At 61.7% G+C, this 13,680-nt stretch carries 10 protein-coding genes and 1 tRNA gene; 5 read left to right on the top strand and 6 right to left on the bottom strand.

The features are described from left to right. The first annotated feature begins 377 nt into the window (after positions 1-377). From E4Z66_RS13660 to E4Z66_RS13650, 3 genes are read left to right on the top strand one after another with little or no spacing between them, the layout of a single operon-like run. A complete protein-coding gene (locus tag E4Z66_RS13660) occupies positions 378-2,954 on the top strand; it encodes an ATP-binding protein (RefSeq protein WP_136463571.1) in 2,577 nt (858 codons plus the stop codon). 18 nt (positions 2,955-2,972) lie between these two features. Then, positions 2,973-3,590 carry a nucleoside/nucleotide kinase family protein gene (locus tag E4Z66_RS13655; RefSeq protein ID WP_136463570.1) on the top strand — a complete coding sequence of 206 codons (618 nt, stop codon included), beginning with the start codon at positions 2,973-2,975 and terminating at the stop codon, positions 3,588-3,590. Then, positions 3,587-4,504, top strand: a complete 918-nt coding sequence (locus E4Z66_RS13650; protein WP_136463569.1) for a carbohydrate kinase family protein — start codon at positions 3,587-3,589, stop codon at positions 4,502-4,504. Before E4Z66_RS13655 ends, E4Z66_RS13650 begins: the two co-directional genes overlap by 4 nt. A 45-nt stretch (positions 4,505-4,549) precedes the next feature. Here E4Z66_RS13650 and E4Z66_RS13645 read toward each other — a convergent pair whose 3' ends face one another. From E4Z66_RS13645 to E4Z66_RS13625, 5 genes are all read right to left on the bottom strand, one after another. Next, a complete protein-coding gene (locus tag E4Z66_RS13645; protein WP_136463568.1) occupies positions 4,550-7,594 on the bottom strand; it encodes an efflux RND transporter permease subunit in 3,045 nt (1,014 codons plus the stop codon). 10 nt (positions 7,595-7,604) lie between these two features. Beyond that, positions 7,605-8,654, bottom strand: a complete 1,050-nt coding sequence (locus tag E4Z66_RS13640; RefSeq protein WP_342773451.1) for an efflux RND transporter periplasmic adaptor subunit — start codon at positions 8,652-8,654, stop codon at positions 7,605-7,607. Next, a complete protein-coding gene (locus E4Z66_RS13635; RefSeq protein WP_136463567.1) occupies positions 8,645-9,112 on the bottom strand; it encodes a MarR family winged helix-turn-helix transcriptional regulator in 468 nt (155 codons plus the stop codon). The genes E4Z66_RS13640 and E4Z66_RS13635 overlap by 10 nt, the downstream gene beginning before the upstream one ends. 346 nt (positions 9,113-9,458) lie before the next feature. Further along, positions 9,459-9,534 (bottom strand) — tRNA-Gln (locus tag E4Z66_RS13630). Between the two features lie 72 nt (positions 9,535-9,606). Then, the gene (locus E4Z66_RS13625; protein WP_136463566.1) at positions 9,607-10,947 is read right to left on the bottom strand and encodes a mechanosensitive ion channel family protein; all 1,341 of its coding nucleotides are present in this window, start codon (positions 10,945-10,947) and stop codon (positions 9,607-9,609) included. A gap of 142 nt (positions 10,948-11,089) precedes the next feature. On the opposite strand from E4Z66_RS13625, the gene E4Z66_RS13620 reads away from it, so the two are divergent. Next, on the top strand, positions 11,090-11,995 hold the full coding sequence (locus E4Z66_RS13620) for a haloalkane dehalogenase (protein ID WP_136463565.1): 906 nt from the start codon (positions 11,090-11,092) through the stop codon (positions 11,993-11,995). A gap of 45 nt (positions 11,996-12,040) precedes the next feature. Here the strand turns inward: E4Z66_RS13620 and E4Z66_RS13615 are convergent, their stop codons facing one another. Then, positions 12,041-12,541 (bottom strand): SH3 domain-containing protein, encoded by a 501-nt coding sequence (locus E4Z66_RS13615; protein WP_136463564.1) that lies wholly within the window; start codon positions 12,539-12,541, stop codon positions 12,041-12,043. Between the two features lie 121 nt (positions 12,542-12,662). Between E4Z66_RS13615 and E4Z66_RS13610 the strand changes: the two genes are divergently transcribed. Further along, positions 12,663-13,646: a 2-hydroxyacid dehydrogenase gene (locus tag E4Z66_RS13610; RefSeq protein WP_136463563.1), complete on the top strand. Its 984-nt coding sequence runs from the start codon at positions 12,663-12,665 to the stop codon at positions 13,644-13,646. Positions 13,647-13,680 lie beyond the last annotated feature (34 nt).

Raw genomic sequence — 13,680 nt, 5'->3', positions numbered from 1 at the left:
AAACTTGCCCGGTTTGCTGTGTAACTTTGTTTACAGGTCATGCCATTTTAACCGATTTTTAGGGATTTGGGCGGTCCGCACCTGCCGTACGTGGCGTGCGATCCTTTCCGGGGGCGGGCCACAACTTCGCGTTGTTAGCGCTAGACCACCCGTGGCGCTGGTGCGCAGGTGGCGAGATATGCGCTCACGCACACCGAATCGCGCGGATATCGCGCCCGTGGAACCGTTCAGCCTGTAAAAAACCGATATTCACTCCCGAGCACCCGCTCTTGCGCACAAGCGGAGCCCTTTTTGCCGGGCAGATGTGAAGTTCTCCGCGACACCACCGCAAATCCGCCTATGGTGAACGTTGAGTTGTCAATTGAGCGCGGCCCTGAATGATTTTTCAATCGGTATTGTACAGCCTGCTTGCCGTCCTGCTGGTCGCGCCGTTGCTGCTGGTTGTCTATACGCGGCCCGGGTTCGAATACGGGACGGTGCGCACCGAGCTTAGCATCGGCACCGTCTTTGGGCTAAGCGCGCTGGCCCTTGTCGTCGGAGGCTTCGTGCTGCCCGATAGTGGTGGCGCCATCTATGCCGTCGCGGGCGCGCTGATCCTTGGCAGCTATATCGGCGGCGTCTCGGCAGGGTTGTTGGCACTGCTGTTCGCGGCAGCCGGGCGGATGCTGCTGGGCGGGGAACTCTCCGTAGTCGGCGTGGTCGCCGAAACGCTATATGTCTTGCTGGGGCTCTTCATCCGTCAATTCGTGCCCGCGCCCAGATGGCCCGAAACGCCGCGCGCGTTTCTTGGGCTGGCGATTCCCGGCTTTCTTGCCTGTCAGGCTCCGGGCCTTCTGATGGCGGGGATGATGGGGAAAATACCGGATGTGGGCGCGGCATTGCCCGCGATTGCCATCTCTTTCGGGGCCAGCGTGATCGTGATCGTCCTGATCTGGTACGTCGCCAATCGGGCGGCGCAGTTGGAAGGTCTTTTGACCCAGAACAAGATATATAGCAGTACCGTCCAACTGGTTTATGCGAACGGCAAGCACGGGTCGTTCAGCTATGACCCGATTGCACAGCAGTTCGTTTTTGATCAAAGCCTTCTCGACCTTTACGGTTTCCCCTTCGCTCCGGGGCCGCACGACATCGACGTCTGGGTGGACTTGGTTCACCCGGATGATCGCGAAAAGGCATGTCGTGCAATTGTGGACGCTTTGTCTGCGAATATGGAACGCACCCAACTTGAAGCGCGCGTGCGCAAGGTGGGGGGCGATTACATGAACATCCGCATCGTCTGGAGCATCGAACGAACGCGGGCCGGGGCAGTGCGCAATATCATCGGGATGCATTCGGACCTGACCGAATTCTACAATTTGGTGAAAGAGCGCGAAGAGGCGATTGAGAATTTCAAGCGCTTCGACGAGCGGGTTCCCGGCGTTCTGATGCAGGCCATTACGACAGAGGATGGCCCGAAGGAGATCTTGAATATCAGCGCCCAGTCCAAGGAATTGTGGGGGTACACGCCAGAAGAGTTCTACGCGCGCCCCGAGGTGCTGGTTGAGCTTCAACCGAAAGACAAGGTGAAGGAAACGATTGCCTTGCTCGCGCACGCGGCCAAGACCGGTCTGCCAGTTCGCGCGCGGGTGCCGATCCATCACTTGGACGGGACCATGCGTTGGGCGGATATTTTCGCGCAAGCGACACCGACAGATGTGGCGGGCGAATTGCGGGTCTATGCCGTCTTCATCGACGTGACGCAGGAGGTTGAGGCGTTGAGAGAGGTCGAACGCCAACGTGATGTGGCGTTTCAGGTCCAGAAGAATGACAGCATCGGCCAGCTTACCGGCGGCGTGGCGCATGACTTCAATAACCTGCTTGCGGTGATCCTGGGAAATCTCGAACTGCTGCGCGAAGACCCCGACACCCCGGACCGGCAAACGCTGATTGACGAGGCGATCAATGCCAGTGGCCGGGGTGCCGATCTGACCCGCGCGATGCTGGCCTTTGCACGCAAGGCACGGCTGGAGCCGGAAGTGCTGGACCTCAATCAGGTCGCGCGCCAGTCGAAGAACTGGATGCGCCGTGCCTTGCCCGAAACGATCGAGGTGGAGACCTCTTTGCTGGCGGGGCTATGGCGGATCGAGGCGGACCCGGCCTCGCTCGAAAGTGCGCTGCTGAACCTGATCCTGAACGCGCGTGACGCGATGAATGGGCGTGGCAAGCTGACGATCGAGACCGCGAATATCCGGCTCGACAGCGCCTATATCGACACGCGCGGCGAAGAGATCGCGCCGGGGCGCTACGCCATGCTGGCGGTCAGCGACACGGGTTGTGGCATCACCGAAGATGTGATGGACCACGTGTTCGAACCGTTCTTTTCCACGAAGGAGCTTGGGGAAGGCTCCGGTATGGGCCTGTCGATGGTGCAGGGCTTTGTCCGGCAATCGGGCGGGACGGTCCTTGTCTATTCCGAACCGGGGGTTGGTACGACCTTCAAGCTGTATTTCCCTGCGGCATCCTCTGACGAGGAACCGGTCAATCTGCGCCATGTCCCTGTGGATGGGGATGACGGTATTTTCGGTGCGCGCATCCTGCTGGCCGAAGACGATATGGCCGTGCGCAAGGTGCTGGTGCAAATGCTGGAAATGTCAGGTTTCGCCGTGGTTCCGGCCAAAAGCGGGGATGAGGCGCTCAGGATCTTCCGCCAGGATCAGCGCTTTGACATTCTAGTGACGGATATCGTCATGCCCGGCACGCTTCAGGGCACGCACCTGGCGAAAGAACTGCGCCATATCGCGCCGGACCTTCCGGTGGTATTCATGAGCGGTTATGCGTCGGAGGCAACGGTGCATGGCAACGGTTTGCACCCGTCCGACATTCGTCTGATGAAGCCAGTGCGTAAAGCTGCCCTGCTGTCGGCCATTCAGGGCGCGATTGCCAAGCGCGAGGCGGCCCGGATCGATGGGCCGTGACATGGTGGGACACAGGGCATGACCGATGCGGCATGGACACCTGCGACGCTGGCACGCCGGATCAACGCGCTGGGCTATCGCGGGCGGCGGCTCTTTGCCGTGGCAGGTCCGCCCGCCAGCGGAAAATCCACCTTTGCAGCGGCGCTGACGCAAGAACTTGGGACAACCGCCCGGCTGGTGCCGATGGATGGGTTTCACCTGTCGAACACGGTGTTGGAGGCGAAAGGGCTGCGCGCACGCAAAGGCGCCCCCGAAACCTTCGATCTGCCGGGATTGCACCGTTTGATCGGGGCACTGCGCAGTGAACCTGTGCTGTACTACCCGATATTCGACCGCCGCCGCGATCTGGCCGAGGCCGGCGCGGGCGAGATCGATGTAACCACCCGGACGGTGATCATCGAAGGCAACTATCTGATGTTCGACGAACCCGGATGGCGGGAACTTGCGTGCAATTGGGACGGCTGCACTTTTCTAGATGTGGCGATGGATGTATTGCGGGACAGGCTGCTGGAACGGTGGCGCGCGCAGGGGGAGACGATGCAGACCGCAACCCGGCGCGCGGAGGAAAATGATCTGCCCAATGCCAGACGTGTTCTGGACAAACGGCTGAGATGTGAAACGGAAATATTGCGATGATCCTGTGTGTAGGCGAAGCGTTGATCGACATGATACCCGACCGGCAGGGCACGCCGCAGCCACATGTGGGCGGCGCTGTGCTGAATACGGCGCGGGCGCTGGGCCGGCTGGACCAGGATGTGGCGCTCCTGACCGGGCTGTCGTCGGATGAATATGGCCGCCTGATCGAAGAGGCGATGATCGAAAGCGGCGTTACCACGACGCAGGCTGTCCGCTCGGATCGTCCGACGACCTTGGCCATTGTGGAGCTGAACGATGGGCAGGCGCGGTACGAATTTCGCGATGAGGGGTCGGCGTTGCGCGATCTGACCTTCGCCGACCTGCCTGCACCCACGCCCGGCACCCAAGCGCTGTTCTTCGGCGGTATTTCCTTGTGCAATCCGCCGGTCGCCGATGCCTTTGCGGAATATGCCACACGCCACGCGGCCTCGTACCTGACCTTTCTGGACCCGAACCTGCGGCCCGGTTTCGCCAATGATCCGGCGGGCTATTTCGACCGCCTGCACCGGATGATGCAGGTGTCGGACATCGTGAAGATGTCGGATGACGATCTTGGTCTGCTGCACCCGGATGTCTCGTTGGAGGATGCCGTGGCGAAGGTGCTGGCCGCCGGTCCCAAGCTGCTTTTGCTGACCTTGGGGGGCGATGGCGCGCGGGCGATTCATGTGAACGGGACGACCGCGCGGGTCCCTGGCCAAAAGGTCGACGTCGTCGATACAGTCGGTGCGGGCGATACCTTTAACGCCGGGGTGCTGGCACGCGCGGCGCAGCTTGATCTTCTGGACAAGTCGGGGATCGATGGCTGGACGCCGGAACAGATGCGCAGCCTGATTGACCTGGGGGCGCGGGCGGCTGCCGTCACCGTCTCGCGCGCGGGGGCAAACCCGCCGCGCACGCATGAGCTGCCCGTTTGATGGTGATTGCAGGCCCGGTGTGAACCGGACCCGCAGGCGTTTGGATCACGCGGCGGCTTGCGCGCGCCGTTCTTCGCGCGAGAAGAACAGGTCATAAAAGACCGGCGCGGCCACCAGCGTTAGTACCGAGGCGAAGGCGAGCCCGCCCATAATCGTGATCGCCATCGACACGAAGAACGCATCCGACAACAGCGGTGCCATCCCCAGAATGGTGGTGATCGCCGCCAGCATGACGGGCCGCAGACGCGAGGTCGACGCTTCGATAATCGCCTCGCGCAGCGCCTTGCCTTCGGCCCGCACAAGATCGATCTCTTCCACCAGAACGATACCGTTCTTGATCAGCATCCCGGACAGGGACAGCAGGCCCAGAAGGGCGGTGAAGGAGAACGGGACATCGGTGCTCAACAGTCCGACAACGACCCCGTTGACCGACATCGGCACCAGAAGCCAGATGATCAACGGCTGGCGCAGCGCGTTGAAGAGCAGGATGGAGATCAGCACCATGATCAGCACCGAGACAGGGATCGCCGCCCCAAGCGCCGCCTGCGCCTCGCGCGAGCTTTCATACTCGCCGCCCCATTCCAACGTAAAGCCGACGGGCATCTCCAAAGCATCGACCGCCTCTTGTACTTCGGCCTGCACCTGTGCCGCCGTGAAGCCCGGCGGGATGTCTGCTTCGACAGTCAGGGTCAGCACCCGGTTGCGACGATGCACAAGCGTGTTCTGTGCGTCCAGATCCATGCCTTCGATCAACTGTTCGATGGCAAGCGCCTGCCCGGTCGAGCTGGAGATCGCAAGCTGATCGTTCAGGCCAACACCGCTATCGGGCGGCATCCGCGTGATGATCGGAATTTGCCGGTCCCCTTCGCGGAAGACACCGCTGGTCACGCCATCGGTCGCCATCAGCAGCACATCGGCCACATCGTCCCGGCTGATACCGCTCGTCTGTGCGCGCTCAGTGGCATAGATCGGTTTGAGCACCAATTCCTGCTCGCGCCAATCGGTCCGCACATCCCGCACATTGTCGGAACTGGCTTCCAATGTCTCGCGCACCTGTACCGACAAGGCCCGCAGCATATCGGGGTCCTGGCCGGACAGTCGCACCTGAATAGGCGCGCCGCCGCCGGGGCCGAAGACCAGCCGCTTGGTGCGGAATTCGCCGTCTGGGAAGGTCTCCAGCGCCATTTCCTGCAACGCGGCCTGAAGCGGCGGAATCTGGTCCAGCGTTTCGGTCTGGATGATCAGGTGCCCATAGCTTGGATTGGCCTTCTCCGCCTCATAGGTCAGCATGAAGCGCGACGCGCCCTGACCGACGAATGTCGCGACAGATGTGACCTCGTCCCGTTCGGCCAGCCATGCTTCCATGATCCGCATGTCATCGGACGTGCGGTTGATATCTGTGCCCTGCGGCAGCTTGTAGTGGACGAAGAACATCGGCGTGTTGCTGTCCGGGAAGAAGGACTGTTTCAACATGCCGAAGCCCGCAAAGCAGGCCACCGTGATCGCCACCAATGCGATGACGACTAGCCAGCGCAGGCGCAGCGCCATTTTCAGCGTCCAGGCATAGCTGCGGAACATCCAACCGCTATACGCGTCATCCATGTCGCCGGTGCCCTGCTTGAAGAAGTAATGCCCCAAAAGCGGCGTTACCGTCAGCGCAAGAATCCACGACAGCAGCAGCGAAATCGCGATGACCGCAAAAAGAGAGAACAGGAATTCGCCCGTCGCATCGTTGGACAAACCAATCCCGGCAAAGGCCATGATCCCGATGATCGTCGCCCCCAAAAGCGGAATTTGCGTCTTGGACGCGGCATCATCGGCGGCGGTCCTGCTGTCCTTGCCGCGCGCCATGGACACCTGCATCCCCTCGGCCACAACGATGGCGTTGTCGACCAGCATCCCCATCGCGATGATCAGCGCCCCAAGGGAAATACGCTCCATCTCGATCGAGAAGAGGTTCATGAAGAACAACGTGCCCACAACTGTCAGCAGCAATGTCGCCCCAACCACGATCGCGGCGCGCCAGCCCATGAACAGTGCAAGCACGACCACAACGATCGCAACGGACATGGCAAGGTTCACCAGAAACGCGCTGGAGGCCTCATCGACCACGATATGTTGCTGGTAAATCGGATGCAGCGATACGCCATAGGGAATGTTCCCATCGATCTCGGCCAGACGGGCATCCGCGCGCCGACCGACTTCCACGATGTTTTCCGTCGACAGACCCGCAATGCCAAGGGTGAACGCATCATCACCGTTGAACCGCACCATCAGGTCGGGGTTTTCGACCCGCTCCCGGTGGACATCGGCAATGTCGAACAGGTTGATGACTTCACCGCCCGACCCGATGGTCAGCGAGGCAATCGCGCTGACGGTGTCGGACCCTTCGGGGGCCTGAATGATCGTGCGGGTGCCATCGTCACTTGTGACCGACCCGGCATCGGACACAGACGTCGCATTCGCCAGCGCCGAGATGATCGCATTGGGCGGCATCCCCTGGTTCACGGCCTGCGCCATGTCCGGCTCGACATAGATCGCCTCTTCGGGAAGGCCCATGACCTCCACATCGGCGACCCCTTCCACGGTCAGAAGTTCACGCCGCAGATAGGTTGCGAGGCGGTGTTTTTCCGCATCCGAGAACCCATCCGCCGTCACCGCGTAATAAATCCCGTACACATCGCCGAAACTGTCATTCACGTAAGGCTCGCTCACGCCAGAGGGCAGGGCGCGCGCTGCATCGGACACGCGGTTGCGCAACTTGGTCCAGATGGGCGGCAGTTCCTCGCCGCCGAAAGTCGAATAGACTTCGACCGTGATGATTGAGTGCCCCGGTTGGTTGATCGAGGTGATCTCGTCCACTTCGCCCATCTTCTGGATGGCCGATTCCAGCGGTTCAGAGACTTCGGTCGCCACCTGTTCTGCGGAGGCGCCGGGATATTCGGTGACAATCACCACCTGTTTGATGGTGAATGCCGGGTCTTCGAGACGGCCAAGCGAAGCAAAGCCCCAAAGACCGCCAAGCAAGGCGCCAAGGATGACCAGCCACGTCATAAGTGGCCGTTCGATCGAGGATCGAGCGATGTTCATAACTTAATCCTCAGTTTCCGAAGCCGGCAAAACGGCGGACGGTTTGTCCATCTTTGAGAGCGGACCCGCCCGCGGCGACGACTTCTTCGCCCGGTTCCAGCCCGGATACGATGCGCAGGCCGCCATTCAGCGTGGGTTCCACGACGACTTCGGTGCGCGTCAGTTGGCCTTCCTGCGCGCCCTTGGGGGTGAAGACCATCACATAGGTCTTGCCATCATCGCCCACGAACACGGCGGTATGCGGCACGTCGATCCCGGCATCGGCCTCGCCGGGGATGGACGCGATGATCGTGGCCGACGCGCCGGGCAGCACGTTCATGCCTTCCTCCGGCACGATCCCGAGAGTGACGCGGAAGGATTGGGCGACCTCCGATGTTTCTGCGTTGAACTCACGCACGACAGCGGGGAACAACCGGTCAGAGGCGGGGAAGCGCGCCACGATTTCCAGATCCGGCGATTTGTTGGCGCGCAGGAACAGGACTTCGGGAATGTCGACTTCGATCCGAACCTCGGACATGTCGTGCAGCCGGACAACGGGCGTGCCCGCACCGATGGTCGTGAAATTGGCGACGTTGCGCGTGGCAACCAAAGCATCGAACGGGGCGTGCAATGTCGCGTGATCCAGCGCGTATTCCGCGTTGCGCACCGCCACATCGGCCAGGGCCAGCGCGGTCGCCGCGTCATCAATCGCCACTTGGCTTGCGGTATTGCTGGAGAGCCGGTCCAACCGGGTCGCCGTCCGCTGCGCCTGATCGCGTTGCAGCCGCGCCTGTTCCAGCGACAACTCGAACGGTTCCAGATCAAGCTGCGCGATCAGATTGCCCTTGGGCACGACCGCGCCTTCGATGACGGGGAATTCGACCAGTTGCCCATCGACCTGAAACGCCAGATCGACAGTCTGCCGCGCGACCACATGGCCAAAGAAGTGCCGTTTGACGGCGGTGCTGCCATCGACTGCGGTGACAAGCTTGACCGGCTTCAAAGGCTCCTGCGCCACAACAGGCTGCGACAGCGCGGATGCGGTCAGCAGCGACAGCGCCAAGATACGTTTCATAAACATTCAATTACTCCTTCGGGCAGGCCGCCCGCCTTGATGTGGCTGGCAACCTTCAGCATCAGGTCCGCGATTGTTTTGGTTTCTGCCTGGGACAGCCCAGACACGTCATGGAACAGGGTAGACACGTAGTCGATGTATTCGGCCCGCAATTGCCTGCCCTCATCCGTCAGGCTCAGCCGCCATGCACGGCGGTCATCGGGGTCGCGCTGGCGCGTGATGAACCCCTGGCTTTCCAGCGTGTCGGCGATGTTGGTCACGGTCGAGGGCAACACCTGCATGTTTTCGGCGATTTCACCCATGCGTTTCGACTGTTCGAGCGAGATCAGCATCTGCAATTCGTTCTTCGCCAAGACGTGCTTTTTGTCACTTGCGGCGATCAACTCATCGACCTTCCAATACAGGTAGTACACCCCCATCAGAACCTTCAGCTCTGGGGGCAGGTCGGCCGGAAATCCGCTCATGCTTTCTGTTCCTGCCGAATCCACGACATACTCCTGGCGTCAAAAGGTTCGTTTCGCGAAATATATTTGTGCCGAAGGTTTGCAACCCCGCTCTGACCGTATTTGAGAGGTTTTTAGCGCCAAAGCCCTTCATGATCCGTAAATGCAACTTTGACGGGTGGGGCGTTGCCCGAAAAAGCATCGCAATGGTCTAGGGGCGGCGCCCCCGTGCCCGCAAACGGATGGGATTCGGCCCCCATATGACACCGGACATACGTTCACGACTTAGGCGAAGGCCGCGGTAAAGCAAGAATGCCGGTAACGTCCGGTCGCGCTGCGCAGATGAAAGACTGTTCTGTAAAGGATGTGGCTGGGAAGGCAGGACTCGAACCTGCAACCTACGGTACCAAAAACCGGTGCTCTACCAATTGAGCTACTTCCCAACGTGCGGCGCTAATTAGTCCGCGTCGCAAAGACGTGCAAGCCCCATTTGCGACAAAATCATTTATGGCGGGTTACTCTTCGGGCGCGGCGCTGCTCAGAAGGTCGTGATCCGCCTGTTCCTGACGCTCCTGCGAGATCATCTCATCCAGTTCATCCTCGGCCTGAACGCCGACGTCCTGCGCCTCAAGGTCTTGATTTTGAGGCGCTTTCGCAGGCTGCCGCGGGGCAGGGGCGGGGCTGGCCGCCTGTTGCGGTGCGCTGGCAGGAGCCCCGATGATGGTATAGGTCGGGCCGGGCATTTCTATCCCTGCGGCGTTCATCGCAGCAAGGCAAAGCCGGTAAGCTTCGCCGCGCGCGGCTGGGTGGCTCGTCTCGCGCTGGGCAATCCACGCCGCGACTCGCAGCGTCACCGCGCTGTCCCCCAGCGCTTCGATCCAGACTGACGGGGCCGGGGCCTTCAGCACGAAGGGCAGATTGCGCACCGTCTCAAGCGCGAGCGCCTGCGCTTCGACCAGATCGGTGTCATAGGCGACGCCCAGATCGACCACGAAACGCCGTTCGTCATTACGCGAATAGTTCACGATGCGGCTTTTGAACACGGTAGCATTGGGGATACGGATGTGATTGCCGTCAAAGCTCAGCAAGATCGTCGCACGCGATGTCAGCCGGATGACCTTGCCGATATCGCCTTCGATCTCAACCGTGTCATTGGGCCGGAAAGGCTGGCGGATCGACAGCATGATCGACGCGATGAAGTTCTCGACCGTGTCGCGCACGGCAAAACCGATAGCGAGGCCGACAATCCCCGCCGCCCCAAGGATCGTAGACAGCAGCGCCGAGGCATTAAGGATATCCAGCGCGACCACCAGCCCGGCAATGACAAAGGCCAGCCGCACGACCTGCCGGTAGAGGTCTGCAATGAACGGGTTGGGCGCCAGCCGGTCCCAGGGCCGCTTCATCCGCGCGATCACAAACCCAAGCGATACAACAAGAACAAAGGCCGTCAGCGCCACAAGCGCCAGCGGCAGATAGGTGACGAATTGGCGGAACCGGTCAAGGAACCTCTCCACAGCCGGGTCAAGCTGTTCGACCACATCGGTGGTCTGGCGCACTTCGTTTTCGATGGCGACGACATTTTCGACCCGCGCGACAAGCCCGGTCAAACGCTCTGCCAACGCCTGATCGACGGTGGTACCGCGCAACGTGACGATGCCGGAGGTCACGGCGACGGTCACATCCTCATAGCCTTCCAGCTCTGCCAGAATGTTGCGGATACGCACGGCGATGGCGGCGTCTCTTTCGGCGCTGTCCTCGACCGCGATGGTGGACGAGGGTTGGTCGACCGTCTGCTGCGCAGCGCCCGCGATGGGGCCAAGGCAAAGGGCGACGGCCAGAAGGATAATTCGAAGCATGTGCGGCGTTTCCTGATGATGCGAGGTCCAGAGTGTCGTGAACCCGTCACGGCGGCAAGGGCGCAGCGTCACACTGGTGACGGGCTTGACCGGCAGGGCGGGGCCGTGCCCTCTGACCGGGCACAAGCTGGAGGAGGACAGCATGGACATTTTGCGCACACCCGAGGATCGGTTCACCGGCCTGCCGGACTACCCCTTTGCACCCCACTACCAAGAGGTGGACGATACACAGGGCGGGACATTGCGGATACACTATGTCGATGAGGGGCCGTCTGGGGCCGCGCCGGTGCTGTGCCTGCATGGCGAGCCGACTTGGTCATACCTTTACCGCCATATGATCCCTGTCTTCACGGCCGCAGGGCACCGCGTTGTCGCGCCCGATCTGATCGGCTTCGGCAAATCCGACAAGCCGGCAGAGCGGTCGGATTACACCTATGCGCGGCATGTGGCATGGATGACCGATTTCGTGAAAGCGCGCGACCTTAATGGGATCACGTTGGTGATACAGGATTGGGGCGGGCTGATCGGCTTGCGCCTGCTCGCCGCGATGCCAGAGCGGTTCGCCCGCGTTGTCGTCGCCAACACAACGCTGCCCACGGGCGATCATCCGATGCCCCCGGCCTTTGAAAGCTGGCGCGCGTTCTCGCAAGAGGTCGATCCGTTCGAGGCGGGGCGCATTGTCTATGGGGGTACGGTGTCCAAACTGACCGCGGCCGAGCAGGCGGCTTATGATGCGCCATACCCGGACGCGCGGTATCAGGCCGGGGCGCGGGAGTTTCCGATGCTGGTGCCCGCAACGCCGGACAATCCGGAATCGCAGGCCAACCGCGAGGCATGGAAGATCTTGCGCGGCCTGGGCACGCCCGTGCTGACCGCCTTCGGGGCGGAAGACAAGATCATGGCCGGCGCCGATGCGGTGTTCCAAAAGACGATGCCGGGCGCGGCAGGGCAGCAGCATACGGTGCTGCCTAAGGCCGGTCACTTTCTACAGGAAGATGTCGGCCCGGAATTGGCGCGGCTGACATGCGACTTCATCGCACGGGGGTAGGCGTGGGCGGTCGGATCGCCAGGCCAGGGCGAGGCCCGCGCAGTGTCAGTCGCGCAGCTCTTCGGAGGTGACGCCCCAAAGGGCCGATTTTTGCGCCCAGCCGCGATATCCGCCCGATTGCAGGCGGCACCAGTCGGGCTCACACTTGCCGAGTTCCGCGATCACGCCTGCCTCCAACGCGGCGACGACCGGCGTTGTTTCATCGGGGCGTGTGTGCAACGGCAGCAAATCCTGTTCGATCACAACCGTCCGATTGCCGGAAAGCAGCGAATAATGCACCCAGCCGCCGAAACCTTCCTTGTCTTCGACCCGGCGCCAGTGGCCATGCTCTGCCGTGATGCGCAGGGGCATATTGCGCCGCTTGAAGACCCAGTCGATGCGATGAGACAGCGAAGGGCCGCGCCGAACATTGCCCTCGGACGCCTTCAACGAGACAAAACGCGGGATCGGCAGGTTCGTAACCGGCCCCCGTTCCGTTGCGGCGCTAAAATTTGCCAAGAGGGTCAGAATAAGCGCAGCGCCAAGCGCACTGGGTTTTGCGACCATGTGTCCGATGCCTATCCGGGTGCCTGTTACTCAATTGAGGCGGAGGGGTTCTTGTGCCGCTCCTGCCTTTCCGCCACGATGCCATAGCACAGAGATCCGCGAAAGTCCGAGGGAATCATAGATGTCAAAACCGCGTCTGAGTGTTGTCGTCACGCGACGGTTGCCGGAGCAGGTAGAAGCCCGGATGGGCGAATTGTTCGACGTGACCCTGCGCGACAGCGACAGCCCGATGACGCGAACCCAGTTGGCCGATGCGATGAAGCACGCCGATATTCTGGTGCCGACCATCACCGATGTGATCGATGCGGGGTTGATTGCGCAGGCGGGCGAGCGGCTCAAGCTGATCGCGAATTACGGGGCCGGTGTGGACCATATCGATGTGGCCACGGCGCGGCAGCGCGGTATTCTGGTGTCCAACACGCCCGGCGTTCTGACAGACGATACCGCCGATATGGTGATGGCGCTGATTCTCGCGGTCACGCGGCGAATCCCCGAGGGGCTGGCCATCATGCAGAAGGGCGACTGGGAAGGCTGGTCGCCGCGCGGGTTGCTGGGCGGCCGTGTCGGCGGACGGCGGCTTGGTATCATCGGGATGGGCCATATCGGGCAGGCGGTGGCCAAGCGGGCGGCGGCATTCGGGATGCAGGTGCATTACCACAACCGCCGCAGGCTGCACGCTGGCGTCGAGGACGCGCTGGGCGCACGGTATTGGGAAAGCCTCGACCAGATGGTGGCGCGCATGGATGTGATCTCCATCAATTGCCCATCGACCCCGTCCACCTTCCATCTTTTGAACGCGCGCCGGCTGAAACTGCTGAAACCTGACGCTGTTGTCGTGAATACAGCGCGCGGGGATGTCATCGACGAGAACGCGCTGACCCGGATGCTGCGCGCGGGCGAAATCGCCGGTGCCGGGCTGGATGTCTATGAGGGCGATGTGTCCAATCCGCGTCTGCGAGAGCTGGATAACGTGGTGCTGTTGCCACATATGGGCTCGGCCACGCGCGAAGGGCGGATGGAGATGGGCGAGAAAGTCATCATCAACATCAAGACCTTCGATGACGGGCACCGGCCCCCCGATCTGGTGATTCCGTCGATGCTGTAGCCGTTTTCCGCCCCGGAAAACGGACCGGAAACCG

The sequence above is a fragment of the Aliishimia ponticola genome (genome assembly GCF_004803475.1).
In the GTDB taxonomy this organism is placed as follows: Bacteria; Pseudomonadota; Alphaproteobacteria; order Rhodobacterales; family Rhodobacteraceae; genus Aliishimia; species Aliishimia ponticola.
Note: the sequence above shows the minus strand (reverse complement) of the source record. Positions and strands in the feature narration are given on the sequence as shown.

Excerpts from the sequence above, each read along its gene's own strand:
- E4Z66_RS13625 (WP_136463566.1), bottom strand. The coding sequence starts at position 10,947 with ATGCTTCGAATTATCCTTCTGGCCGTCGCCCTTTGCCTTGGCCCCATC.
- E4Z66_RS13610 (WP_136463563.1), top strand. The coding sequence starts at position 12,663 with ATGTCAAAACCGCGTCTGAGTGTTGTCGTCACGCGACGGTTGCCGGAG.
- E4Z66_RS13650 (WP_136463569.1), top strand. The coding sequence starts at position 3,587 with ATGATCCTGTGTGTAGGCGAAGCGTTGATCGACATGATACCCGACCGG.
- E4Z66_RS13620 (WP_136463565.1), top strand. The coding sequence starts at position 11,090 with ATGGACATTTTGCGCACACCCGAGGATCGGTTCACCGGCCTGCCGGAC.
- E4Z66_RS13660 (WP_136463571.1), top strand. The coding sequence starts at position 378 with ATGATTTTTCAATCGGTATTGTACAGCCTGCTTGCCGTCCTGCTGGTC.
- E4Z66_RS13615 (WP_136463564.1), bottom strand. The coding sequence starts at position 12,541 with ATGGTCGCAAAACCCAGTGCGCTTGGCGCTGCGCTTATTCTGACCCTC.
- E4Z66_RS13645 (WP_136463568.1), bottom strand. The coding sequence starts at position 7,594 with ATGAACATCGCTCGATCCTCGATCGAACGGCCACTTATGACGTGGCTG.
- E4Z66_RS13655 (WP_136463570.1), top strand. The coding sequence starts at position 2,973 with ATGACCGATGCGGCATGGACACCTGCGACGCTGGCACGCCGGATCAAC.
- E4Z66_RS13635 (WP_136463567.1), bottom strand. The coding sequence starts at position 9,112 with ATGAGCGGATTTCCGGCCGACCTGCCCCCAGAGCTGAAGGTTCTGATG.
- E4Z66_RS13640 (WP_342773451.1), bottom strand. The coding sequence starts at position 8,654 with ATGTTTATGAAACGTATCTTGGCGCTGTCGCTGCTGACCGCATCCGCG.